Annotated in this window: 22 protein-coding genes; 12 read left to right on the top strand and 10 right to left on the bottom strand. The window is 58.6% G+C overall.

Annotation, left to right across the window (positions count from 1 at the left end; translation table 11 throughout):
- Positions 1–13: 13 nt before the first annotated feature.
- Positions 14–589, bottom strand: a complete 576-nt coding sequence (locus ACB040_RS00980) for a hypothetical protein (RefSeq protein WP_005351323.1) — start codon at positions 587–589, stop codon at positions 14–16.
- Between the two features lie 76 nt (positions 590–665).
- On the opposite strand from ACB040_RS00980, the gene ACB040_RS00985 reads away from it, so the two are divergent.
- The 3 genes from ACB040_RS00985 (at position 666) to lolE (ending at position 3,929) form a co-directional block, all read left to right on the top strand.
- Positions 666–1,901, top strand: coding sequence for a lipoprotein-releasing ABC transporter permease subunit (locus ACB040_RS00985; RefSeq protein ID WP_005345085.1), 1,236 nt, complete (start codon positions 666–668; stop codon positions 1,899–1,901).
- A gap of 88 nt (positions 1,902–1,989) precedes the next feature.
- The gene (lolD, locus tag ACB040_RS00990) at positions 1,990–2,688 is read left to right on the top strand and encodes a lipoprotein-releasing ABC transporter ATP-binding protein LolD (RefSeq protein ID WP_236272764.1); all 699 of its coding nucleotides are present in this window, start codon (positions 1,990–1,992) and stop codon (positions 2,686–2,688) included.
- Complete coding sequence (gene lolE / locus ACB040_RS00995) at positions 2,688–3,929, top strand: lipoprotein-releasing ABC transporter permease subunit LolE (protein ID WP_139476962.1); 1,242 nt, start codon at positions 2,688–2,690, stop codon at positions 3,927–3,929. The genes lolD and lolE overlap by 1 nt, the downstream gene beginning before the upstream one ends.
- Before the next feature lie 87 nt (positions 3,930–4,016).
- Here the strand turns inward: lolE and yfbR are convergent, their stop codons facing one another.
- Together yfbR and ACB040_RS01005 are read right to left on the bottom strand one after the other, a co-directional pair.
- A complete protein-coding gene (gene yfbR, locus ACB040_RS01000) occupies positions 4,017–4,607 on the bottom strand; it encodes a 5'-deoxynucleotidase (protein ID WP_167569878.1) in 591 nt (196 codons plus the stop codon).
- Positions 4,608–4,699: 92 nt separating this feature from the next.
- Complete coding sequence (locus ACB040_RS01005; protein WP_371154266.1) at positions 4,700–5,134, bottom strand: YccF domain-containing protein; 435 nt, start codon at positions 5,132–5,134, stop codon at positions 4,700–4,702.
- A gap of 441 nt (positions 5,135–5,575) precedes the next feature.
- Here ACB040_RS01005 and tig point away from each other — a divergent pair, with 441 nt between their 5' ends.
- The 6 genes from tig to ppiD all read left to right on the top strand — a co-directional run bounded on the left by tig (position 5,576) and on the right by ppiD (position 14,014).
- Positions 5,576–6,886: a trigger factor gene (gene tig / locus ACB040_RS01010; protein ID WP_150388984.1), complete on the top strand. Its 1,311-nt coding sequence runs from the start codon at positions 5,576–5,578 to the stop codon at positions 6,884–6,886.
- Between the two features lie 86 nt (positions 6,887–6,972).
- Positions 6,973–7,596 (top strand): ATP-dependent Clp endopeptidase proteolytic subunit ClpP, encoded by a 624-nt coding sequence (gene clpP / locus ACB040_RS01015; RefSeq protein ID WP_005336979.1) that lies wholly within the window; start codon positions 6,973–6,975, stop codon positions 7,594–7,596.
- 70 nt (positions 7,597–7,666) lie between these two features.
- On the top strand, positions 7,667–8,941 hold the full coding sequence (gene clpX, locus ACB040_RS01020) for an ATP-dependent protease ATP-binding subunit ClpX (protein ID WP_005336977.1): 1,275 nt from the start codon (positions 7,667–7,669) through the stop codon (positions 8,939–8,941).
- Between the two features lie 141 nt (positions 8,942–9,082).
- Positions 9,083–11,437, top strand: a complete 2,355-nt coding sequence (gene lon, locus ACB040_RS01025; RefSeq protein WP_005336976.1) for an endopeptidase La — start codon at positions 9,083–9,085, stop codon at positions 11,435–11,437.
- 240 nt (positions 11,438–11,677) lie between these two features.
- Positions 11,678–11,950 (top strand): nucleoid-associated protein HU-beta, encoded by a 273-nt coding sequence (hupB, locus tag ACB040_RS01030; protein ID WP_005315375.1) that lies wholly within the window; start codon positions 11,678–11,680, stop codon positions 11,948–11,950.
- Between the two features lie 150 nt (positions 11,951–12,100).
- On the top strand, positions 12,101–14,014 hold the full coding sequence (gene ppiD / locus ACB040_RS01035; RefSeq protein WP_047436808.1) for a peptidylprolyl isomerase: 1,914 nt from the start codon (positions 12,101–12,103) through the stop codon (positions 14,012–14,014).
- Positions 14,015–14,266: 252 nt separating this feature from the next.
- On the opposite strand, the gene ACB040_RS01040 is transcribed toward ppiD, so the two are convergent.
- The 5 genes from ACB040_RS01040 to ACB040_RS01060 form a co-directional block, all read right to left on the bottom strand.
- Complete coding sequence (locus ACB040_RS01040; protein ID WP_040068106.1) at positions 14,267–15,859, bottom strand: ABC-F family ATPase; 1,593 nt, start codon at positions 15,857–15,859, stop codon at positions 14,267–14,269.
- 167 nt (positions 15,860–16,026) lie between these two features.
- On the bottom strand, positions 16,027–17,679 hold the full coding sequence (locus ACB040_RS01045) for a cation acetate symporter (protein WP_040068108.1): 1,653 nt from the start codon (positions 17,677–17,679) through the stop codon (positions 16,027–16,029).
- Complete coding sequence (locus tag ACB040_RS01050; protein ID WP_040068110.1) at positions 17,676–17,987, bottom strand: DUF485 domain-containing protein; 312 nt, start codon at positions 17,985–17,987, stop codon at positions 17,676–17,678. The genes ACB040_RS01045 and ACB040_RS01050 overlap by 4 nt, the downstream gene beginning before the upstream one ends.
- Before the next feature lie 105 nt (positions 17,988–18,092).
- Positions 18,093–18,719, bottom strand: a complete 627-nt coding sequence (locus ACB040_RS01055) for a 3'-5' exonuclease (protein ID WP_371154261.1) — start codon at positions 18,717–18,719, stop codon at positions 18,093–18,095.
- A gap of 2 nt (positions 18,720–18,721) precedes the next feature.
- The gene (locus tag ACB040_RS01060) at positions 18,722–20,509 is read right to left on the bottom strand and encodes a putative nucleotidyltransferase substrate binding domain-containing protein (RefSeq protein ID WP_371154259.1); all 1,788 of its coding nucleotides are present in this window, start codon (positions 20,507–20,509) and stop codon (positions 18,722–18,724) included.
- A gap of 168 nt (positions 20,510–20,677) precedes the next feature.
- Here ACB040_RS01060 and ACB040_RS01065 point away from each other — a divergent pair, with 168 nt between their 5' ends.
- A complete protein-coding gene (locus tag ACB040_RS01065; protein ID WP_157160657.1) occupies positions 20,678–21,484 on the top strand; it encodes a crotonase/enoyl-CoA hydratase family protein in 807 nt (268 codons plus the stop codon).
- Between the two features lie 70 nt (positions 21,485–21,554).
- On the opposite strand, the gene ACB040_RS01070 is transcribed toward ACB040_RS01065, so the two are convergent.
- Positions 21,555–23,054 (bottom strand): sodium:alanine symporter family protein, encoded by a 1,500-nt coding sequence (locus ACB040_RS01070; RefSeq protein ID WP_005360093.1) that lies wholly within the window; start codon positions 23,052–23,054, stop codon positions 21,555–21,557.
- 348 nt (positions 23,055–23,402) lie between these two features.
- Between ACB040_RS01070 and ACB040_RS01075 the strand changes: the two genes are divergently transcribed.
- Together ACB040_RS01075 and ACB040_RS01080 are read left to right on the top strand one after the other, a co-directional pair.
- Complete coding sequence (locus ACB040_RS01075; RefSeq protein ID WP_108539440.1) at positions 23,403–23,840, top strand: GNAT family N-acetyltransferase; 438 nt, start codon at positions 23,403–23,405, stop codon at positions 23,838–23,840.
- Positions 23,841–23,916: 76 nt separating this feature from the next.
- Entirely contained in the window at positions 23,917–24,681 is a 765-nt protein-coding gene (locus ACB040_RS01080) for a zinc-dependent peptidase (protein WP_371154289.1), read from the top strand.
- A gap of 81 nt (positions 24,682–24,762) precedes the next feature.
- On the opposite strand, the gene ACB040_RS01085 is transcribed toward ACB040_RS01080, so the two are convergent.
- Positions 24,763–25,359 carry a GPR1/FUN34/YaaH family transporter gene (locus ACB040_RS01085; RefSeq protein WP_005336948.1) on the bottom strand — a complete coding sequence of 199 codons (597 nt, stop codon included), beginning with the start codon at positions 25,357–25,359 and terminating at the stop codon, positions 24,763–24,765.
- Between the last annotated feature and the right edge of the window lie 60 nt (positions 25,360–25,419).

Consider the following 25,419-nt stretch of genomic DNA (forward strand, 5'->3'; position numbering starts at 1 on the left):
ACGTTCGCTCTGGTTAGCGCTGACGTTCTTGGGCGCGCAGCTTGAGCTGCTTCGATTGCACATGGAGGCTGGCACGAACCAGCAGTTCACGGTCATCTTCGCGGATCCGCACATAGTCGAGCTGCACATGGGTGCCATGTTCACCGCCGTCGAGCTGTTTGACCTGGCCATAGCAGTAGATCGCTGCCGCCTCTTCCCGCAGGAAGATCTTGAGGCGGACGATCTGGTGCAGGTGCGGCGCATCCCCGTGATCATGATAGGGGTGCAGGTAGGTGAGTTGACCAGCCCCGAAGCGCAGGGTGTGAAAGCGCTGCTCCGGATGGTCCTGCAGGGAGAGCACATAGCCCATGATCATGTCGATCTTGCGGGACTGCTGATTGACGATCTCGATCAGGTCGTGCATCGACTCGTTCTGGTTGCGCAGCAGGCGGGTGGTCACCAGATCGATGGAGGTAATGGCCGAAGAGATCCGAAAGGGCTCCGGCAGCTCAGCGTCCAGCTCCTCCAGCGAGGGGAGGTGGAAGTCGGCCGGCATGGGGATCACATTGACCGGCGTGGCATGAGTGACGCTGAAGAACTGTTCCTGCATGGAGGCTATCCCTTGTTGTCATGGACGGTTTCCCTTTATTATCCGGTATCTTATTTTGTTGGCAACGTACATATCCTTGAAGACCGGACTTTTTCAGCCCCTTTCGCTGGCCATCGGCCTGCGTTATGCAGGCTCGAAGCGCAGCAATCGCTTCGTCTCATTTATCTCCCTGTTCTCTACCTTTGGTATCGCCATCGGGGTTGCCGCCCTGATGGTGGTCATTTCGGTAATGAACGGTTTCGAAGGGCAGCTCAAAGGGCGCATCCTCGGGGTGATCCCCCATGTGGTGGTGACCAACCAGGCTGGTCGTATTGATGCAGACCCGCAAGGCTTGCCGGATCTGGCCAAACTCCCCCATGTGGTTGCCTCGGCCCCCATGCTCGACAGCGAAGGGATGCTGCAAAGCCCCGGTCAGCTGACCGGGGTGAGCGTGCAGGGGATCGACCCTGCAAAGTGGCCCAAGGATGACATCCTCCACAGCCAGATGCTGGGGGGGCGCCTCGATACCCTGCAGGCCGGCCACTACCGCATCGTGCTGGGGCAGGGGGTGGCTCGTCGCCTCAATGTCTCCATCGGCGATCAGGTTCGTTTGATCCTGACCGAAGGGACCCGCTTCACCCCGTTTGGCCGGGTACCGGCCCAGCGCCTCTTTACCGTCTCCGGCATCTTCGGGGTCGGCGCCGATGTGGATAACCAGATTGCGCTGATCGCCCTGGGGGATGCCCAGCGGCTGCTGCGCCTGCCGCCAGAAACCGTCGGTGGCATTCGCCTCTGGCTCGATGATCCCTTTGCCGCTGACGAGGTGATCAAGACGCCGCTGCCGGATGGCTTGCTATGGCAGGATTGGCGCCGCGAGCGGGGCGAGCTGTTCCAGGCGGTCGCCATGGAAAAACGGATGATGGGGCTGATGCTGGTGCTGATCATCGCCGTCGCTACCTTCAACATCCTCTCCGCGCTGGTGATGGTGGTGACGGACAAGGAGGGCGAAGTGGCCATCCTGCGCACCATGGGCATGAGCGAGTCGGGGATCGTCAAGATCTTCATGGTGCTCGGCGCCTCCAGCGGGGTGATTGGTGCCCTGTTTGGCGGGCTGGCTGGCCTTGCGCTCTCTTTGGGTCTCAACCCTCTGCTCAATGCGGTGGGGCTCAACCTCTATATGGCGGCGGGCGGCAGTGGCCTGCCGGTCATCGTCGAACCGGCTCAGGTCATCACCATCTTGCTGGGCGCCGTGCTGCTGAGCTTCAGTGCCACCCTCTATCCGGCGGCCCGCGCTGCGCGGGTGAAACCGGCCGAGGCGCTGCGTTATGAGTAATGCCGTGAATAATGCATCTTCTGTTGTGACTGGTGCCCCCGTTGTTGCGGGTGCCAGCGTTGTTACCGAGGCAAGTGGAGCCCCTGTTATGAATGAAGCCGTATCCCGTGAACCTCTGCTGCGCTGCCAGGCGCTCAACCATGTTTATAAAGAGGGGGAGCTGGAGACTCAGGTGCTCAAGGGGATCGATCTCTGCGTCGCGCCCGGTGAAATGCTGGCGGTGGTGGGGAGCTCGGGCTCCGGCAAGACCACTCTGCTGCATCTGATGGGGGCGCTGGACAACCCCTCCAGCGGCGCCGTGCTGTTCAAGGGGGAGGATATCCACCACTGGGACAGCCGCACCCAGGCCCGTTTTCGCAACCGCGAGCTGGGCTTTGTCTATCAGTTCCACCACCTGCTCTCCGAGTTCAGTGCGTTGGAAAATGCGGCCATGCCGCTGCTGATCGCCGGTGAGTCGGTGGCGATTGCCACCGAAAAGGCAACCAAGATGCTGGGGCGGGTGGGGCTCTCCCATCGCTTGAATCACCGTCCCTCCGAGCTATCCGGTGGCGAACGTCAGCGGGTGGCGATCGCCCGGGCGCTGGTCAACGAACCGAGTCTGGTATTGGCGGACGAACCTACCGGTAATCTGGATCACGCCAGTGCCACCGCAGTGTACGAACTGCTGTGTGAACTGAATCGTGAGCTGGGCACTGCGTTTGTGGTGGTGACTCACGACTTGAGCCTGGCGGCCAAGCTCCATCGCCGGGTGACCCTGGTGAGCGGCGTGATGGCGGAGGTTGCCTGATGTTCAAACCGCTGCCCCTCTTTCTGGGCCTGCGTTACAGCCGCTCCCGCCGTCGCAACGGGTTTATCGCCTTTATTTCTGCCTCTTCCCTGATCGGTATTGCCCTCGGGGTGATGGCGCTGATCCTGGGCCTCTCTGCCATGAACGGTTTCGAGCGGGAGCTCAAAGATCGGGTGCTCTCGGTCGTGCCGCAAGGTGAGCTGGACGCCGTCGAGCGGCCGCTGCCGGATTGGCCACGTCTGCGCGACTACCTGCTGGCTCAGCCGGGCGTTGAGGCGGCAGCGCCGGTCATTCGCCTTAATGGCCTGCTGGAGCATGGCTCTGCCCTCAAGGGGGTCCAACTGCGCGCTGTGCTGCCCGATCTGGAAGCCAATTTGTCGGATGCCGGCAAATACATGACGGGCCGCGGTCTGCGTGAGCTGCAACCGGGTGAACGTGGGGTGATCCTTGGCAAGACCATCGCCGACAAGTTGGGGGTCAAGGTGGGGGATTCGGTCGCCCTGCTGCTGCCGCAAGGGGGTGATCAGGCGGGGATCAAGAATCCTCGCCGTGAAGCCCTGACCGTGGTGGGGCTGCTGGAAATTGGCGGTCAGCTCGACGGTCTGCTCGGCTTTATGCATCTGGCCGATGCGCAAGCGATCACCGGCATGGGCAGCGATGTGGAGGGCTTCAGCCTGCGGGTGAGCGATGTGCTCAAGGCGCAATCCATCACCGTAGCCGCGGCGCAGCAGTTCCCTCATCATGTTTACATCCGCAGCTGGATGAACAGCCAGGGCTACCTCTATCAGGACATCCAGATGGTGCGTACCGTCATGTATGTGGTGATGCTGATGGTAGTGGCTGTCGCCTGCTTCAATATCGTCTCCACTCTGGTGATGGCGGTGAACGAGAAGCGCAGCGAGATTGCCATCCTGAAAACCATGGGGGCGAGCCCCGGCCAGATCCGGCTCACCTTCGTCATTCAGGGGATGGTCAACGGCGTGGCCGGAGCCCTGCTCGGCGCCCTGCTGGGCGGGCTGCTCTCCAGCAAGCTGACCCAGATCCTTGGTGTCATCGAGAAGCTTATTGGCCACCGCTTCCTCAATCCGGATATCTACTTTATCGACTTTTTGCCGACCGAGTTGCATATGCAGGATCTGCTCATCGTGACGGGCGCCGCCATCCTGATGAGTCTGGTGGCTACCCTCTATCCCGCCTGGCGGGCGAGCGGTCTGGTACCCTCCCGCGAGCTGGGTCACTGATGCGCTGCATCTAATGCGCCATAAATAACGAAGGGCCCGTCGGTGAAAACCGGCGGGCCCTTCTGTTTTCAGGTCGCGTGGACTGGCTTAGTGAGCGTTAAGCTCATCGAGCGGCAGAGAGAAGCTGGCCACAAAGGTGTCGATAAAGTAGCGCATCTCCTCGCTCATCCGGGCTGCCAGCATGGCTTCAAGGCGCTTGCGAGCCGGTTCGAACTCCCGGTTGCCCGCGTTGATCTCCTCCAGACACTTGGTATAGGCGCAGAGGGTGTCGGCATCCTTGACCAGTCTGGCCAGCTCGTCATCCTGGGCTGCCGAATCGAGCAGGGGGCGAAAGTCATCGATCAGTTCTGGCGGCAGCATGTCAAGCAGACGCTGTTCGGCGGCCAGTTCTATCTTCTTGTACTCGCGGGCAATTTCGGGGTTGAAGTATTTGACCGGGGTAGGCAGATCGCCGGTCAGCACTTCACTGCTGTCGTGGTAGAGGGCCATCACGGCGGCGCGGTCGGCATTCACGCTGCCGCCAAACAGTCGATTTTTGATGATGCCGAGGGCATGGGCCACCATGGCCACCTGCAGGCTGTGCTCGGCGATGTTTTCCGGCTGGATGTTGCGCATCAGGGGCCAGCGGTAGATGAGTTTCATGCGGGCGAGATTGGCGAAAAAGTGGCTGGGTAACATGACGGCCTCAACAAAAGAGAATAGAAAAGGGCAGACCCTAGTCTGCCCTTTTTTTCGTTGCAGGGCAGCGTCTGCCCGCGCATTTCCCGCAGTTAGCGGATATAGCGGCCCGATTCCGCCTCCTGGTTGGTCACAATCATCTGGCCGATGGGCGCCAGACTGATGAGTGACAGCTTGAGGTGCTGGATACCGAACGGGATACCGATAATGGTCACGAAGCAGGCCAGCGCGGAAGCGATGTGGCCGATGGCCAGCCAGACACCGATCAGCACGAACCAGAGGATATTGCCAATCAGCCCCAGAGTGCCGGTGCCGATATCGCTCTGGCCGGTCATGGTCTTGCGATTGACGGCCTGCTTGCCAAACGGGAAGAAGGTAAAGGTGCCGATCACGAAGCAGGCACGTCCCCAGGGGATGCCGACCAGCGAGATAAAGCAGACAAGACCGGCCAGCCACCAGGCCAGGCCCATAAAGACACCTCCCAGTACAAACCAGAGCAGATTGAACAAGAAGCGGAAAAAGGCCATGTGAGTGACTCCAGATCATCAATTTGGTTGCCACCATAACGAGGGAGGGGTAGGGACGCAATGGTTGATTGGTTCAATCGCCATTTGGCTGGTCAAATTGAGTCGCCACCCGCAACGGCGGGCTGTTTTTCGGCTAAAAATGGGCAATAAAGCGGCGTTCGGATGAAAAAAGGTGAGCAAACGCAAAATTATTGCCATCGGATAGTTGAAGTCGGGCACCTCTCTCCCCATATAAAGGGCAGTTTTGCACGAATTGTGCTTGCACGCCGCTCAATGTGGGGGATGTGTAGCTCGACTCGACCAAAGTGCGCAGCTATAATGCCGCGTCATATTTTCTCATCACAAAGACATATCGTTGTCTTTATAAACAGGAAGACTCCGGGCTTTGCCCAGGGGCAATAAAGGGTCAGCACACAGTGCTGAGTTGAACGAGGTAGAAGAATGCAAGTTTCTGTAGAGACAACCCAGGGTCTGGAACGCCGTCTTACCATCACTGTACCGGCCGCTACCGTAGACGCCGCTGTGCGTAAAGAATTGAATGGCCTGGCCAAAACTCGTCGCATCGACGGTTTCCGTCCTGGCAAGGCTCCGGTTGCCATCATCAAGAAGATGTTCGGCGCCATGGCTCACGCCCGCGTTGCTGATGAAATGATGCAGAGCAACTTCATCAAAGCCATCATCGAAAACAAACTGAGCCCGGCCGGTGCCCCGACCATGGATCCGAAAGAGATCAAAGAAGGTCAGGATTTCGAATTCACCGCCACTTTCGAAGTGTATCCGGAGTTCGAAGTTGCAGGTCTCGAGACCATCAAGGTCGAGAAGCCGGTTGCGACCGTGAAGGATGAAGATCTGGCCAACATGATCGACACCCTGCGCAAGCAGCACGCTACCTGGGCTGATGCTGATGTTGCCGCTGCCAATGGCATGCGTGTGACCATGGACTTCGTCGGTTCCATCGACGGTGAAGAGTTCGACGGCGGCAAAGCTGAAGGCTTCAACCTGGTGCTGGGTGCTGGCCGTATGATCCCGGGCTTCGAAGACGCCATCCTGGGCAAGAAAGCGGGCGACGAGTTCACCATCGAAGTGACCTTCCCGGCTGATTACCACGCTGAAAACCTGAAAGGCAAAGAAGCCAAGTTCGCTTCCAAGCTGAGCAAGGTTGAAGAGCAGATCCTGCCTGAGCTGACCGAAGAGTTCGTGAAGCGTTTCGGTATCGAAAGCGGTTCTGTTGAAGAGCTGAAAGCCGAAGTGCGCAAGAACATGGAGCGCGAACTGGCTCAAGCCCTGAAAAACAGCGTGAAAGAGCAGGTTCTGAACGGTCTGGTTGAAGCCAACCAAATCGACCTGCCGAAAGCTGCCGTTGCTCAAGAGATCGACGCACTGCGTCAGCAGGCGCTGCAGCGTTTCGGTGGCTTCCAGGGCGGCAACGCTCCCGAGCTGCCTGCTGAACTGTTCCAGGCTCAAGCCGAGCGTCGTGTACGCGTAGGCCTGCTGCTGGGTGACGTGATCCGCACCAACGAGATCAAGGCTGACGATGCTCGTGTAAACAGCATCATCGAGTCCATGGCGACTGCCTACGAAGATCCGAAGGAAGTGATCGAGTACTACCAGAAGAACGAACAGATGCTGAACGGCGTTCGTAACCTGGCAGTAGAAGATCAAGCCATCGACCTGATCCTGTCCAAAGCGCAAGTGACCGAAAAAGAAGTTGCCTTTGACGAAGTGATCAACAAGTCTGGCGCCGCTGCCTAAGAACATTTGACTTAAGGTCAAGACTGTTAAGTATAATGGCTCGTGTGATCTCCACTCGGGCCATTTTATTTTAGGGACAATGCCTTATGTACAAGAACTATAACGATATGACCGATTCTCCCAGCAATGCGCTGGTCCCCATCGTGGTCGAACAGACTGCCAAGGGTGAACGTTCCTACGATATTTACTCCCGTCTGCTGAAAGAGCGGGTGATCTTCCTGACTGGTCAGGTTGAAGATCACATGGCCAATCTGGTGGTGGCTCAGCTGCTGTTCCTCGAATCCGAGAATCCGGACAAGGACATCTATATCTACATCAACTCGCCGGGTGGTTCGGTGACTGCGGGCATGTCCATCTACGACACCATGCAGTTCATCAAGCCGGATGTCAGCACCGTCTGCATGGGGCAGGCTTGCTCCATGGGTGCCTTCCTGCTGGCCGGTGGCGCCAAGGGCAAGCGTTTCTGCCTGCCTAACGCCCGCGTGATGATCCACCAGCCGCTGGGTGGCTTCCAGGGTCAGGCATCTGATATCCAGATCCACGCCCAGGAGATCCTGAAGATTAAAAATACCCTGAACGAGCGCCTGGCGTTCCACACCGGTCAGGACATGGCTACCATCGAGCGTGACACCGATCGTGACAACTTCATGTCCGCCGAGCAGGCCGTGGCCTATGGTCTGGTAGACGGTGTCCTGAGCCAGCGTAGCTGAGCAGGGTGTCCCGGTCTGTTGTAAACTCAACAGGCCGATCCATCCTCTATTGATAAAACGAGGTTGCTGAATGACAGAGAAACGCAAGGGTGAGGGTGATAAGCTGCTCTACTGCTCTTTTTGCGGCAAAAGCCAGCATGAAGTGCGCAAGCTGATCGCTGGCCCTTCCGTCTACATATGTGATGAGTGCGTCGAGCTGTGCAACGACATCATCCGCGAAGAGATCCGCGAGATCTCGCCCAAGCGCGATGGTAACGAGCTGCCGACCCCTCATCAGATCCGCGCTCATCTCGATGACTATGTGATCGGGCAGGAGTACGCCAAGAAGGTGTTGGCCGTTGCCGTCTACAACCACTACAAGCGTCTGCGCAACAGCGGCGAAAACAGTGGTGTGGAGCTCGGCAAGTCCAACATCCTGCTGATTGGCCCGACCGGTAGCGGCAAAACCCTGCTGGCCGAGACTCTGGCTCGTCTGCTGGATGTGCCGTTCACCATGGCCGATGCGACCACCCTGACCGAAGCCGGTTATGTGGGCGAGGACGTGGAGAACATCATCCAGAAGCTGCTGCAAAAGTGCGACTACGACGTAGAGAAGGCCCAGCGTGGCATCGTCTATATCGACGAGATCGACAAGATCTCCCGCAAGTCGGACAACCCCTCCATCACCCGCGATGTCTCCGGGGAAGGGGTACAGCAGGCACTGCTCAAGCTGATCGAAGGGACCATCGCTTCCGTACCGCCGCAAGGTGGTCGCAAGCACCCGCAGCAGGAGTTCTTGCAGGTTGATACCTCCAAGATCCTCTTTATCTGTGGCGGTGCCTTTGCCGGTCTGGACAAGGTGATCGAGCAGCGTTCCGTGAAGGGAACTGGTATCGGTTTTGGCGCCGAGGTGAAATCCAAGGATGCCAAGGCCACCCTGAGCGAGACCTTCGCCAAGGTGGAGCCGGAAGATCTGATCAAATATGGTCTGATCCCCGAGTTCATCGGCCGCCTGCCGGTGGTCGCGACCCTGACCGAGCTGGACGAGTCTGCCCTTATCCAGATCCTGAAAGAGCCGAAAAACGCGCTGACCAAACAGTACGCGGCGTTGTTCGATCTGGAAGGGGTCGAGCTGGAGTTCCGTGACGATGCGCTCAACGCTATTGCCCGCAAGGCGATGGAGCGTAAAACCGGTGCTCGTGGTCTGCGTTCTATCGTGGAAGCCGTACTGCTGGATACCATGTATGACCTGCCTTCTCTGGAAGGGGTCAGCAAGGTGGTGATCGACGAGACCGTGATCAAAGGGGACTCTGCGCCCTTGATGATCTACGAAAATCCCGAAACCCAGGCTGCTGCATCAGAGTAAATGTCTGATTTTTAATCGAATGGAAGGGGCTTTTTGCCCCTTTCATGCTTTTTACGGTTTCGGCGATTGAATCTCATCTCAGCGCCCCCATATACTCAGCCAAGCGCTTTGCCAACGGTATAACAAGCCGAGAGGACATATATGAACCTAGAGCGTTCAGAACGCATCGAGATTCCCGTCCTGCCTCTTCGTGACGTGGTGGTTTATCCCCACATGGTCATTCCACTCTTTGTGGGGCGGGAAAAATCCATTCGCTGTCTGGAAGCGGCCATGGAGCAGGACAAGAAAGTTCTGCTGGTGGCCCAGAAGGATGCGTCAACCGATGAGCCAACGGTGGAGGAGATCTTCACCGTCGGGACAGTGGCCAATATTCTGCAGATGCTCAAGCTGCCGGACGGCACCGTCAAGGTGCTGGTAGAGGGGGGACAGCGTGCCCGCCTGGAGCGGATGATCGACGACAAGGATTTCTTTGTCTGCGAGGCCCAGTACATCCCCTCCCAAGCCATTGAGGAGAAGGATCAGGAAGTACTGGTTCGCTCCGCCATCGGCCAGTTTGAAGGCTATATCAAGCTCAACAAGAAGATCCCGCCCGAGGTACTGACCTCGATCTCGGCGATCGACGATGCTGCGCGTCTGGCTGACACCATGGCGGCCCACATGCCGCTCAAGCTGGAAGACAAGCAGAAGGTGCTGGAGATCGTCTCGGTTTCCGAGCGCATCGAATTCCTGATGGCGATGATGGAATCGGAAATTGACCTGCTGCAGGTCGAGAAGCGCATCCGTACTCGCGTCAAGAAGCAGATGGAAAAGAGCCAGCGCGAGTATTACCTCAACGAGCAGATGAAGGCCATCCAGAAAGAGCTGGGTGAGCTGGAAGATAGCCCGGATGAGTTTGAAGCCCTCAATCGCAAGATTGAAGAGGCTGGCATGCCGGAAGATGCCCGTGAAAAGGCCCAGGCCGAGCTTGCCAAGCTGAAGATGATGTCTCCCATGTCCGCCGAGGCTACCGTGGTTCGCAGCTATGTGGACTGGATGGTACAGGTGCCGTGGAAGGCGCGGTCCAAGGTCAAAAAAGACCTTGGCAAGGCGCAAGAGGTGCTGGATGCCGATCACTATGGCCTCGAGAAGGTCAAGGATCGCATCCTCGAATATCTGGCGGTACAGGCACGGGTGAACAAGCTCAAGGGCCCCATCCTCTGTCTGGTTGGGCCCCCAGGTGTGGGCAAGACCTCGCTGGGCCAATCCATTGCCAAGGCGACGGGTCGCAAATATGTGCGGATGGCCCTCGGTGGGGTGCGTGACGAAGCGGAGATCCGCGGTCACCGCCGTACCTATATCGGTTCCATGCCCGGCAAGCTCATCCAGAAGATGGCGAAAGTCGGCGTCAAGAACCCGCTGTTCCTGCTCGACGAGATCGACAAGATGAGCTCGGACATGCGTGGCGATCCCGCATCCGCCTTGCTGGAAGTGCTGGATCCGGAACAGAACAACAGCTTCAACGATCACTATCTGGAAGTGGATTATGACCTGTCGGACGTGATGTTCGTGGCCACCTCCAACTCCATGAACATTCCGGGTCCGTTGCTGGACCGGATGGAAGTGATCCGTCTCTCCGGTTACACCGAAGATGAGAAGCTCAACATTGCCAAGCAGCATCTGGTTGCCAAGCAGATCCAGCGCAACGGCCTGAAAGAGTCCGAGATCACCATCGAAGATTCTGCCCTGGTCGGAGTGATCCGCTACTACACCCGCGAGGCGGGGGTGCGGAGTCTGGAGCGCGAGATCTCCAAGATTTGTCGCAAGGCGGTCAAGCGCATCCTGCTGGACAAGAGCATCAAGCACGTTCAGGTTAATCAGGAGAACCTCAAGGAGTTCCTCGGGGTGCAGCGTTTCGATTACGGCAAGGCCACCGACCAGAATCAAGTGGGTCAGGTGTGTGGTCTGGCGTGGACCGAAGTGGGGGGCGATCTGCTCACCATCGAGACCACCAATATGCCGGGCAAGGGCAAGCTCACTTATACCGGTTCTCTCGGTGATGTGATGCAGGAGTCCATCCAGGCGGCCATGACGGTCGTAAGAGCCCGTGCCGAGAAGCTGCGCATCAATGCCGACTTCTACGAGAAGCGCGATATCCACGTGCACGTACCGGAAGGGGCTACCCCGAAAGATGGTCCGAGCGCCGGTATCGCCATGTGTACTGCCCTGGTCTCCAGCTTGACCGGTAATCCGGTTCGTGCTGATGTGGCGATGACAGGGGAGATCACCTTGCGCGGCGAAGTGCTGCCCATCGGTGGTCTCAAGGAGAAGTTGCTGGCAGCCCATCGTGGCGGCATCAAGCGAGTGCTTATTCCGAAAGAGAACGAGCGTGACCTTGAGGAGATCCCGGCAAACGTCAAACAAGACCTTGAAATTTATCCGGTTCGCTGGATTGACGAGGTGCTGGAATTGGCGTTGCAGGACAATCCACAGGGGTTTGAGCGCGTTTCTGTCGTGTAAATGTTGATGCGCCGCAAATTTGGCGCATTCGGCGGGTGGTTAAGGCTTGCATGCGCCCGATAACGGAAGTAGCCTTGACCACCGATCGGGTACTCGTGATGAGTCGCAATGCGTTGTGTGGCGCGGGTTTGCGCCAGATTGTCACTTGCAACTGATCAGGAGGCTTGCTATAAAACCTCCACTTGTTGTGGCCAGGGAAATCAGCGCCGCAGCGGTGTTTGATAAAAGGGGAATATAAGAGTGAATAAATCTCAACTGATTGACAAGATTGCAGACGGTGCCGATATCTCCAAAGCTGCCGCTGGCCGTGCGTTGGATGCCTTCATTGATGCTGTTGGTGAAGCGCTGAAAGAGGGTGACCAGGTTGCTCTGGTTGGTTTCGGTACTTTCGCTGTACGCGAGCGTGCTGCCCGTTCAGGCCGTAACCCGCAGACTGGCGCGACCATCGAAATCGCTGCTGGTAAAGTTCCTGCCTTCAAAGCCGGTAAGGCCCTGAAAGACGCTGTTAACTAAGTCGGTCGCTGATATCCGTCGGCTACCGTCCTTGGTCGCAGACCAGACAAGTTAGAGAGTCTTCTCTCATACTGATTGACCAAGGCGCATCGCAATCGGTGCGCCTTTTTATTGTTTACGCCCATCGAGTTCGGGAGCATAAGTACAAACATGATGTTGGATAAACTACGCGAAGGGGCGCAGGGCAAGGTAGCCAAGGTTATCTTGGGCCTGATCATCCTCTCCTTTGCCTTGGCTGGTGTAGGTAGTTACCTGAACGGCCCGGCCCGTACCGCCCCCGCCACCGTCAATGGCACCGAGATCAGTGCTGCGGCACTGGAAAATGCCTACCGTAACGAGCGCGCCCGCATGGAATCCCAGATGGGAGAGGCATTCAGCCAGCTGGCCGCGAACCCCGATTACATGAAACAGTTCCGTCGCGGTGTGCTGGATCGCCTGATCGATCAGGCGCTGCTGGACAGCAAGGCCCGTGAACTGGGTCTGCGTATCAGTGACGAACAGATCAAGCAAGCCATCGTGGCCATGCCGGAGTTTGCCGAGAACGGCAAGTTCAACAATGACCGCTATCTGCAACTAATCCGTCGTGCCGGCATGACTCCTGAAATGTTCCGTGACTCCCTGCGTCAGGACATGGTACGTCAACAGTTGATGAGCGCTCTGCTGGGCACCGAATTCTCCCTCAAGGGTGAAGCGGAGCAGCTCGACAAGCTCTACAACCAGACTCGCGATCTGCGTCTGGTGCGTCTGGCTGCTGCCAACTACATGGCTGACGTTCAGGTCTCCGACAACGAGCTGGAGCAGTACTACAAGACCAATGGCGCCCGTTTCATGAACGACGAACAGGTCAAGGTCGACTATCTGCTGCTGGACGCTGCCAACCTCGCCAAAGATATCAAGGTCACCGAGCAGGATGCCCAGGATTACTACGATCAGCACCAGGATCTGTTCCAGCGTGCCGAGCGTCGCCACGTGGCTCACATCCTGATCCCGTTTGGCAAGGACGAGAAAGCGGCCGAGCAGAAAGCAGAAGCCGTGCTGGCCAAAGCCAAGGCGGGTGATGATTTCGCTGCGCTGGCCAAGGCTGACTCTTCCGATACCTTCTCTGCCAAAAAAGGCGGCGAGCTGGACTGGTTCGAGAAAGGGGTGATGGATCCGGCCTTCGAGAAAGCCGCGTTCGCCCTGAACAAGGCTGGCGATCTCTCCACCGTGGTGAAGAGCCCGTTCGGTTTCCACATCATCAAGCTGCTGGGGGTTGAAGCAGCCCAGACCAAGCCGTTTGCCGATGTGAAAGAAGAGACCATCACTCGTCTGCAAGCTGACAAGGCCAAGGAGAAATTCTTCGCCGAGCAGCAGAAGATGGCTGACAACAGCTTCGAAAACCCGGACTCGCTGGATCTGACCGCTGATGCCATGGGGATGAAGGTTCAATCTTCCGATTTCTTCACCCAAGCGACTGCTCCGGCTCCGCTGAATGATCCCAAGGTGCTCTCCGTGGCGTTCTCCGAACAGCTGCGCGATGACAACACCAACTCCGACGTGATCGAGCTGGCTGACGGCAAGGCGCTGGTGCTGCACATCACTGGTCACAAGCCCAAAGCAGTCAAGCCGCTGGCCGAGGTGAAAGAGCAGGTGATTGCCGCCATCAAGCATGACAAGGCCAGTGAAGTGGCCCGTGGCAAGGCCCAGGGCCTGCTGGACAAGCTGAAAGTCGGTGAGAGCATCACCGCCGATCTGACTGCACTGGGTCTGAAAGTGGAGACCCACAAAGGGGTTGCCCGCTTCGATCGCGAGCTGGATCAGAACCTGATTGCCCAGGCATTCACGCTGCCCCATCCGATCGACGGCAAGCCGAGCGTGGCTCTGGTTGCCGAGACCAATGGTGACCGCGTTGTAGTTGCGCTGGACAAGGTCAACGTCCCTGCCGCCGCATCCGGCATGGCCGCCATGCTGCAAGCTCAGCTGGGTCAGGGCAAAGCTCAGGTGGATTACAAGTCTCTGATCGACGAGTTGCGCAAAGCAGCCAAGATCGAGTACTTCACCAGTGTGGAAGCGACCGTCGAGTAATCGGCACTGCGCAATCCATTGAAAACGGCTCCTTGATGGAGCCGTTTTTTTATCTGTGGGCAAAAGAGGGGGATACTCAAGCTCTGCTCTCTGCTCTCTGCTCTCTGCTCTCTGCTCTCTGCTCTCTGCTCTCTGCTCTGTGGCGTGTAGTCACACCACTGCTATATGCCATCTCAGTCGTCTAAATACGGGATATAAAAAAACCGGCACCTGAGTGCCGGTTTTGCATTGCGCACTTGCGCAGGAGCGGGGTTATACCACGCCCTGGGTGCGCAGGTAATCCTCGTAGGTGCCGCCGAAGTCGCGGATACCATCTTCGGTCAGTTCCAGGATACGGGTCGCCAGAGATGAGACGAACTCGCGGTCGTGGGAGACGAAGATCAGGGTCCCCTGGTAGAGCTCCAGTGCCATGTTCAAGGATTCGATGGATTCCATGTCCAGGTGGTTGGTCGGCTCATCCATGATCAGGATATTGGGGCGCTGCATCATCAGCTTGCCGAACAGCATGCGACCCTGTTCACCACCGGAGAGCACCTTGACCGGCTTCTTGATGTCGTCCTGAGAGAAGAGCAGACGGCCCAGTATGGAGCGTACAGCCTGCTCGTCTTCGTTCTCCTGTTTCCACTGGGCCATCCAGTCGAACACGTTGAGATCAGTGTCGAAGTCTTCGGCGTGATCCTGAGCGTAGTAACCGATCTGGGCGTTCTCGGACCACTTGATGGTGCCGGTATCCGGTGCCAGTGCGCCGACAAGGGTCTTGATCAGGGTGGACTTACCGATACCGTTGGTACCCAGAATGGCGACCTTCTCGCCCACTTCCATCATCATGTTGAGGCCCTTGAACAGTGGACCGTCGCCATAACCCTTGGATACACCTTCCACTTCCAGGATGTTGCGATAGAGCTTTTTGTCCTGCTCGAAGCGGATGAATGGGTTCTGGCGGCTGGAGACCTTGACGTCCTCAATCTTGATCTTGTCGATCTGCTTGAGACGAGAGGTCGCCTGACGGGACTTGGAGGCGTTGGCGCTGAAACGGGAGACGAAGGATTGCAGATCGGCGATCTGGGCCTTCTTCTTGGCGTTGTCAGCCAGCAGGCGCTCGCGCGCCTGGGTGGCGGCCAGCATGTAGTCGTCGTAGTTGCCTGGGTAAACGCGCAGCTCGCCGTAGTCCAGATCCGCCATGTGGGTACAGACAGAGTTCAGGAAGTGACGGTCGTGAGAGATGATGATCATGGTGCTTTCACGTTCGTTGAGCACCTGCTCCAGCCAGCGAATGGTGTTGATGTCCAGGTTGTTGGTCGGTTCGTCCAGCAACAGGATGTCAGGGTTGGAGAAGAGCGCCTGTGCCAGCAGCACCCGCAGTTTCCAGCCTGGGGCCACTTCGCTCATCGGGCCGTTGTGCTGCTCAAGGGGAATGCCGACACCCAGCAGCAGCTCGCCTGCACGCGCTTCAGCGGTGTAGCCGTCATATTCGGCGACCAGACCTTCCAGCTCGGCGGCCTTCATATAGTCTTCGTCGGTGGCTTCGAGATTGGCGTAGATGGCATCGCGCTCGGCGATAGCCGCCCACAGCTCGGTGTGACCCATCATGACCACGTCCAGTACGCGCATATCTTCGTAGGCGAACTGATCCTGACGCAGCTTACCGATGCGCTCGTTGACGTCCAAGCTCACATTACCGCCAGTGGGCTCCAGATCACCACCGAGGATCTTCATAAAGGTGGACTTGCCACAGCCGTTGGCGCCGATAAGGCCATAGCGGTTGCCGCCGCCAAACTTGACGTTGATGTTCTCAAACAGCGGCTTGGCGCCGAACTGCATGGTGATGTTGTTGCTACTTAACAAGGTATGTGTCCCGATTGGTCTGTCAAATGGCGCGCATTATGGCACAGATCCCCCAAAAGTTTTAGCAAGAACTGTGATCTTGATCGGGGCAAGCAGGGCGTGCAGCCGATTGATGGGCAATAAAAAAAGCCGGCACGAGGCCGGCTTGGAGGGATGAACATGATCTGTTAGTGAGAGGTGGCGCCAGAGGCACCCAGCCCGGTCTGGGAGCGAACGAACTGCGGCAGGAACTTGGCATGCTCATCGGCGGCGTTCTGGGAGCTGTCAGTGATGGAGAAGAACCAGATCCCTATGAAGGCCAACCCCATGGAGAAGAGGGCAGGGTATTCGTAGGGGAAGATGGCCTGGGCATGGCCCAACACTTTCACCCACACGGTCGGACCAAGGATCATCAGGGTTACTGCGCTCGCCAGTCCCAGCCAGCCACCGTAGACGGCGCCACGGGTTGTCAGGCGTGACCAGAACATGGAGAGGAAGAGTACCGGGAAGTTGCAGCTGGCGGCGATGGAGAAGGCCAGACCCACCATGAAGGCGATGTTCTGCTTCTCGAACAGGATCCCCAGACCAATGGCAACCACACCCAGCACCAGAGTCGTCATCTTGGAGACGCGCAGTTCATCGGTCTCGTTGGCCTTGCCCTTCTTCAACACGCTGGCATAGAGGTCATGGGAGACCGCAGAGGCTCCGGCCAGGGTCAATCCGGCAACTACCGCCAGAATGGTGGCAAATGCCACGGCAGAGATGAAGCCGAGGAACAGACTTCCACCCACTGCATCAGCTAGGTGGACGGCTGCCATGTTGGTGCCGCCCAGCAGGGCGCCGGTGGCGTCCTTGAAGGCAGGATTGGTGCTCACCAGCAAGATGGCGCCAAAGCCGATGATGAAGGTGAGAATGTAGAAGTAACCGATAAAGCCAGTGGCGTAGAACACCGATTTACGCGCCTCTTTGGCATCGCTCACGGTGAAGAAGCGCATCAGGATGTGGGGCAGGCCGGCGGTACCGAACATCAATGCCAGACCGAGCGAGATGGCGGAAATGGGGTCGGAGACCAGCCCGCCCGGGCTCATGATGGCGGAGCCTTTCTCGTGCACTTTGACCGCTTCGCTAAACAGGGCGCCGATGTCGAAGTTGACTGACTTCATCACCATGATGGCCATAAAGCTGGCACCGGAGAGCAGCATCACTGCCTTGATGATCTGCACCCAGGTGGTGGCCAGCATGCCGCCAAACAGCACGTAGAGCACCATCAGGATACCGACCAGCACCACGGCCACATGGTATTGCAGACCGAACAGCAGCTCGATCAGCTTGCCGGCACCGACCATCTGGGCGATCAGGTAGAGGGCGACCACTACCAGCGAACCACAGGCGGAGAGGGTACGCACTTCAGTCTGCTTGAGACGATAGGAGGCGACATCGGCGAAGGTGTATTTGCCGAGATTGCGCAGCCGCTCGGCGATCAGGAACAGGATGATGGGCCAGCCCACCAGAAAGCCGATGGAGTAGATGAGGCCGTCATAGCCGGAGGTGTAGACCAGCGCGGAGATCCCGAGGAAGGAGGCGGCGGACATATAGTCACCGGCGATGGCCAGACCGTTCTGGAAGCCGGTGATACGGCCACCGGCAGCATAGTAGTCGGAAGCCGAGCGGTTGCGCTTGGAGGCCCAGTAGGTGATGAACAGGGTAGCGGCCACAAACACCAGAAACATCACGATGGCGGCGACATTAAGGGGCTGACGCTCCACGGCGCCAGAGATTGCATCGGCCGCCAGCAGGGGAGAGGAGGCCAGTGAGGTCAACAGCAGCAACTTGCCTTTCATGATTGCACCCCTTTGAGGATCTTCTGGTTCAGTTCATCAAACTCGCCGTTGGCGCGAAAGACATAGACGCCGGTCAACACGAAGGAGGAGAGGATCAATCCTACCCCGACAGGAATGCCGCGAGTAATGGTCGACCCTTCGCTCAAGGGGGTGCCGAGCCAACCGGGGGCAAAGGCGATGAGCAGAATAAACGCCAGGTAGAGTCCCAGCATCAGAGCCGAGAGGGCCCAGGCAAAACGCTGGCGCTTGGCGACCAGCTCCTGGAAGTTGGGATCTTGCTGGATCCTCAGATAGCTTTGCTGTTCCATTGCAGTTCTCCATGACATGAGTGTCAGCGGTGGATGGGGTAACCCCGACGAGCAGGCAATCTGCTCATGTAAGCAAAATGTGAATTAAATGTTATTTCTCGACAATTAGACTTTGGGATAAGTGAGCGGCGAGCCGCAGGTCAGGCGCAGGTAGATGAGCGCGGCCGTGGTGGCATCGGCAAGGGCATCGTGGGCGGGCAGGGCGGGCAGCGCCAAGTGACGGCAGATGGCACTCAAGTGGAGGTCAATCGCAGCATCGGGGTAGCGGCGATAGAGGTGGTCGTGATAGAGCTGGCTCACCTCGATCCCTCGCTGGGGCAGGGTCAATCCCCACAATTTCTGGCAGGCAAGATTGAGAATGCGCAGGTCGTAGGCGATGTGATAGCCCACCAGTTCACGGGGGCCGATAAAGTGAAGCAGCAGGCGCAGCGCGGCTTCCAGCTCCATTCCCTGTTGCAGATCCTGATGGCGCAGACCGTGGATCACCACAGATTGGCTGGTCAGGCTGGCCGGTGGCTGTACCTTGATGGCTAGGGCCTCGCCGGTCAGCAGCCGGTTACCCTGAATGCGCACCCCCCCGATGGAGACGATCTCGGCCTGCTCGGGATCGAGACTGGTGGTCTCGAAATCGAGGGCGACCTGTTCATCTTTCGGTGGGGTGGCAAAGAGCGGCGCGAACTCGCCCGTTCGGAACGTGCGGCCATACCAGTAGCGTCGAGCGCGGCTCAACATGACTATTGTCTCAGACGAAAGTGCAAGGTGAGCCACTGCTGGAATTTCTTCACCTGATGCAGCGCCTGACGCAACAGATCCCGCTCGCTGTGGCTCAGCTCGCTTGTCTGCACCCGACTATTGCCCCCCTTGAGCTGGCTGCGCAGCCTCAGCCGGATAAAGAGCCGAAACGCCTCTGCCAGATTGCTGCCATAGTCGGCACTGAGCCGATCGGCTGCCACCAGCGCGTCGATACGCCCCAGGGTTGAAGTCTCCAGAATGCCTGCCTCAAGGGCCAACATGCGGATACCGTGCACCAGCGGGAACAGGCCGCCCCGCTTCAGATCCAGCCCTTCCGGTGGCTGCTCCAGCCGGCCAAACAGGGTGAGGGGGGCATGAAAGGCTACTGCCGGCCGCACCATCTCCGCCAGCAGATCCCGCCTGTCCGCCAGCTGCTCGCGCAGCGCTCTGGCCATCGGCAGATGGAGCTGGCGATCCCCTGCGATGGGGTGAGCATCGGCCAGGGTGGCGAGCCAGAGCAGCTCATCCTCCTTTGCCGTAGTACAGGCGCTGGCAATGGCGCTTTGCCACTTGCTGCCCGTTTTCACCCAGGCCGGATTGTTCACCATCACCTGCCCGGGGCACAGCGGGTAGCCGAGTCGCTCCAGCAGGGCGCTGAATTCGGCCAGATCGGCTGTCTGGGTGGGCCATGCCAGCCCCTCTGGCAGGATCAGGGCGTTGTCCTGATCGGTTTTGAGGATCTGCTCGCCGCGCCCCTCCGAGCCCAGCATCAGCAGGCAGACCTTATCCTGCACCTCGGGGGGGATCACCATCGCAAAGGCTTTGGCGATCAGCTGTTCGTTGATGGTGGCGATGAGCTTCATCAAAAAGGCGGTGTGGATCCCCTGGGCAAACAGGGATCGGGTCAATTGCTGCTGCTCGCGGGCCACCGCCTCCAGTGCCGGCAGGCTGTCGGCGCGGGCGATACGCAACGTCAGCACGTGGGAGTGGGTAGAGAAGAGCCCCAGCACCTGAGTCAGTTGCAAGATCCCCGCCACCTCGTTGCCACGCCACACCACCAGTCGCTTGATGCGATGGCGGGTCATCAGCAGCAAGGCATCAAACAGATAGCTCTCCAGCGGCAGACCAATCAGGGGCGTGGGGGTCAGCACCGAGAGGGGGGCTGTCAGCGGCAATCCCTTGAGGGTCAGGGCGTGGAGCAAGGTCTTGCGGGTTGCCAGCGTGAGGGAGCCGTCGTGGGCCGGGTAGAGCAGGCAATCGGTCCCCTTGCTCACCATGGCTTCGGTGGCCGCCAGCAGTGACAGCTTGCTGTCGACGATAAGCGGTGCCTGCAGGTGGCCGGGTTCGATGCGGGTCAGGATAAATTCAGCCAGATTCTTCTGACCCAGTTGTTCGCGTTGCTCCTGCTGGCGCTGGCGCTCGGCCAGATTGGCGGTGAAGTAGCTGGCAAACTGCGGATCCTGCTCACAGAGCGTCAGAAATGTGTGGCGAGGAATGAGCTGACAGAGGCTATCTTCCAGCGCGGTGAAGCGGTGGCGGCAGCGGCCGTCAAACTGGGCACGTACATCGAACAGATCATCGACCCCGTAATCACCAAACTGGTGGTGAGGGGCAGACTCTTCCACCGCCCCCTTGATGACGAGATAGAGGCCGGGAGGCTCGTCCCCCTCTTTTAGCAGCAGATCCCCGGCCCGAAAATAGCAGAGCGAGAGGTGACGGGAGAGCCGCTCGCGCGCCTCCTCGCCCAGTCGGTCGAACGGTGGTCTGGCAAAATTGAACAGGGTTGACATGACAGCGTCCTCTGCTGGCTTGCGGCACTCATGCAGATCCCAGTGTGACAAAGGGAGGGGGAGGCGACCAGCCGACTTTAGTCTCAGCTGTACCGCCTGTTCACACTCTGATAACGTGGTGGTATGACCAGTGAGTCAGTTTCAGGGATCAAGGAGAGGACAAGGGAGATGGAAAAACCAAGGATCAAGTGCGAGATCCACGACGGGATTGCCGAAGTGATGCTGACGCGGGGGGATAAACTCAATGCGCTGGACCGCGCCATGTTCAGCGCCATCGATGAGACATTGACGCAGTTCGCTCAGCACAAGGGGCTGCGGGCGGTGATCCTGCACGGCGAGGGGCGGGCCTTCTGCGCCGGGCTGGATGTGAAATCCATGCTGAGACAGCCGGTGGCGGCGCTCGATATTCTCAAGCGCGAAGCGGACGAGGCGACCAATCTGGCCCAGCGGGTTGCCTATGGCTGGCACCTGCTGCCGGTGCCGGTGATTGCGGTGACCCAGGGAGTCTGTTTTGGCGGTGGCTTGCAGATCGCGCTCGGGGCCGATTTTCGCTTCAGCACCCCCGATTGCCGCTTCTCGGTGATGGAGATCAAGTGGGGCATCATCCCCGATATGAGTGGCAGCGTCACCATGCGCAACCTGATGGGGCTGGATACCGCCATGGAGCTGGCCATGAGCGGGCGTGAGCTGGATGCTGTCGAGGCCAAATCCCTCGGGATGGTGAGCCGGGTCTGTGCCGATCCGCTGGTGGAGGCGCGCGAGTTTGCCCGCACCCTGATCACCAAGTCACCGGATGCGCTGGCGGGGATCAAGCAGCTCTACAGCCAGGCCTGGGCCCGCAGCGATGAGGCGATGCTCAAAGAGGAGACCCGCCTGCAAAAGCAGATCCTGGGGCGACCCAATCAGTGGCGGGCCACCCTTAACAGCCTGTTTCGCTGGCGGCTGCCCTTCGGGCCGCGCCGCAATCCGCTCTGAGATGAGGTGACAGGAAAAAGAAATGGCAGCCGAGGCTGCCATTTTTATTGATGTCTTATGTCGTTTTGGTTCAGGAAGTCTTGCGATCCTGATCCGGCTCGAACTGATGGCCCGATTTCTCCCTCTCCAAGTTCTCTTCGGAGCGTTTGCCCACCCAGTAATCGGCGTTCTTGATGCCGAGCTTCTCCGGGTGGAATACGGGGTCAATACCTTGTGCCTGCTGCGCTTCATAATCCTTCAAACAGGTGAAGGCGGTCTTTTGCAGCAGCAGGATGGCGATGATGTTGAGCCATGCCATCAGGCCAACCCCGATATCACCCATGCCCCACGCCAGATCCGCCGTCTTGACGGTGCCGTAGACAGTGGCAGCCATCAGCGCAATTTTCAGCAAGAAGGTGAGCCAGGGGCGATTAATCTTGCGGTTGATGTAGGCGATGTTGGTTTCGGCGATGTAGTAGTAGGCAACGATAGTGGTGAACGCGAAGAAGAACAGCGCGATGGCCACGAAAATGCTGCCAAAGCCCGGCATCATGCTCTCCATGGCGGTCTGCACATAGCCCGGGCCTGCTGCGATACCGGCAATACCCGTGTAGATGGCGGCGCCGTCCGGCCCTTGTACGTTATAGAGACCGGTGATCAGCAGCATAAAGCCGGTAGCGGAGCAGACGAACAGGGTGTCGATATAGACGGAGAACGCCTGCACCAGACCCTGTTTGGCCGGGTGGCTCACTGCCGCCGCAGAGGAGGCGTGCGGTCCGGTACCCTGACCCGCTTCGTTGGAGTAGACCCCGCGCTTCACGCCCCACATGATGGCCAGACCCAGAATGGCACCGAAACCGGCATCCAGACCGAAGGCGCTCTTCCAGATCAGCAGGATCACGCCCGGCAGCTGGCCGATATTGAGGGCGATGATGACGCAAGCCACGATGATGTAGCCCAGCGCCATAAAGGGCACCACGGTACTGGCAAAGCTGGCGATACGCTTGACGCCGCCGAAGATAATAAAGCCGAGCAGCAGCGCCAGACCGGCGGCGGTGACGTTCGGATCGATATTAAAGGCGGTCTGCAGGCTGGAGCCGATGGAGTTGGCCTGCACGCCCGGCAGCAGCACGCCGCAGGCGAAGACGGTAGCGATGGCGAAGGTCCAGGCGTACCACTTCATGCCAAGCCCTTTCTCGATGTAGAAGGCCGGGCCGCCGCGGTATTCACCGTTGATCTTCTCTTTGTAAACCTGACCCAGGGTGGACTCCACGAAAGCGGAGCTGGCGCCGAGAAAGGCGACCATCCACATCCAGAACAGGGCGCCCGGACCACCGAAGGTGATGGCGGTGGCCACACCGGCGATGTTACCGGTACCCACGCGACCGGCCAGGGTCATGGCCAGCGCCTGGAAGGAGGAGACACCGGCATCGGTGCTCTTGCCATCAAACATCAGGCGCACCATCTCTTTGATATGACGCAGTTGCAAAAAACGGGTGCGCAGGGAGAAGTAAAGACCGACCCCCAGACACAGGTAGATGAGCGCAGGGCTCCAGATTACACCATTGATGGCATTGACGATTTCATTCATGTACAACAACTCCTTTGTTGTGTTTGTGGCGCTGTCTTGGCGAGATCTTGGCCTCGCTCTCTGTCACTGTTTTCGGCCCTGTTTGTTAACAATCCAGTTAACAAATGAGCGCGAGGTTGAGGGGTTAAGCAGAGCGCAAACACGCGCCATGCATGGCTTGTAACATATCGAGTTGTATCGGTGCTTCCCAGCGAAAAATGTTGCCTTGTTGCAAATTTGTGAATTGACAAGGGTGGGGGGATAATGGCAGGCAGCGTTTTCTATGAGTAAAGATGAGATCCTCCTTGTTGATCTGCGCCAGGCAATGTGACGGGTGTAACACAATGGAAAGCAAACATGAGGCCAACAATGAAAAATGACCCTGAGACGTTGACGATCCGTCCCCCTGAGGCCGACGACGGGAGCGCCATCGCCCACCTGTTCACCCAATTGGGGTATCCTGCCGAAGGCGCTGACGTGACGGCGCGCCTGTTGACGCCGGATCCCGCGAGCGTTGTGCTGCTCGCTGCCCTTGCAGACAAGGTGGTCGGCGTGCTGGTGTGGCACAAGTTGGCACCGCTGCATGTTGCACCAGCTTGGGGCCTGATCTCGGCGCTGGTTGTCGATGAAGGGGCAAGAGGGGCGGGAGTGGGCGCAGCCTTGCTCAAGGGCGCCGAAGAGATGGCGCGGGCCGCAGGTTGCGCCCAGCTGGAGCTATCCAGCAGTCTCAAACGCGAGGCGGCTCACCGTTTCTATCTGGCGCAGGATTATCAGGAGCGGCCGAAACGGTTCGTCAAACTGCTGTGACCTGTTTTTTGCATCAAAAGAAGGAGTAGGCGTGCTGGGATGGTTCAAATGGCTGGGTGGTCGCCCGCAAACGCCCATGAGTGAGGATGAATTGGCGCTGTGGCGTCAGGCGCTGGCGGCTGTACCCATCTTGCAAGGGCTCAGCGACACCGAGCAGACAACGCTTATCGGCTTGGGGCAACAACTGCTCAAATGCAAGACCCTGACCCTGATCGGGGTAGAGCTCAGCCGCCGTCAACAGGCGGTGCTGGCGCTGCAGGCGGCGTTGCCCATTCTTCATCTCGGTATCGACTGGTATCGCGGCTTTCACGAAATCATCATCATTCCCGAGCCCGTCACCCGGCGTCAGGAGGTGCAGGATGAGTTCGGTCTGGTGAGCGAGTTTGAAGAGAAGAACGCCGGTGAATCCTGGCCACAAGGGCCATTGGTGCTGGCCTGGAGCGAACTGCAGCAGGATGGCGACTGGGATGGCTTTAATCTGGTGATCCACGAGCTGGCTCACAAGCTCGATATGCTGGGCGGTGAGGCGGACGGTGCGCCGCCGTTGCCGGGGCAGATGAGCAGCCAGCTGTGGCAACAGGCCTTTCAGAGCGCCTTCGATGCGCTCTGCCAGCAGCTCGACCGGGACGAAGTGACCGATATCGATCCCTATGCTGCTGAACATCCCGCCGAATTTTTTGCCGTCAGCTGCGAGTGCTTCTTTAGCGATCCGCTGCGGCTGCAGCAGGTCTATCCCGCGGTGTACCGGCAACTGAGCCAGTTCTTTAGCCAGGATCCCGCACTGCGTTTTCCCGCGACCCGCTTGCTGGCGGGGGAGGTGGACGTCGAGTCACTTGACTGATAATCGATCTGTTGAACGGTTATTCGAGATAGCAAAAAGGCACCCGAGGGTGCCTTTTTCACAATCTGAGTGGCTTGCCTATCAGGCAGCGGCTTTCAGCTGTACTGCGGCGGCTTTCTTGTGATCGCCGATCGGCATTACGGTGCGGCCGAACTGCTCGTTGATCACGGTGGCCATGGCCAGGTAGATGGCGCTGGCGCCACAGATGATGCCTTCGAAACCGGCGATGGTGCCGATCAGGGTGCTGCCGGTGAAGTCACGGGCGGCCAGCAGGAAGAACAACACGGTCAGGGAGGCGAACACGAACTGCTTGGCGCGCGGGTAGTTGATGGTGCCAACCAGCATGAACAGGGTGAACATGCCCCACATCAGCAGATACCAACCCATGTAGGCGTGCGGAGTGGCTTCGGCCAGACCCATGGTCGGCATGATCAGCAGGAACACCAGGCTCAGCCAGAACAGGCCGTAGGAGGTGAACGCGGTCACACCGAAGGTGTTGCCACGCTTGTACTCCATGATGCCAGCTATGATCTGGGCGATGCCGCCATAGCACAGGCCCATGGCCAGGATCATGGCGCTGATGGGGAAGAAACCTGCGTTATGGATGTTCAGCAGGATGGTGGTCATACCGAAACCCATCAGACCCAGAGGGGCAGGGTTGGCCAATTTTTCGCTCACGTGGCGTTCTCCAAAAATAGAGGTGGGGGTTAACAAAAGACGCGCGATTCTAGGCAGGCT

Source organism: Aeromonas sp. S11(2024), from assembly GCF_041402345.1.
Classification (GTDB): Bacteria; Pseudomonadota; Gammaproteobacteria; order Enterobacterales; family Aeromonadaceae; genus Aeromonas; species Aeromonas veronii.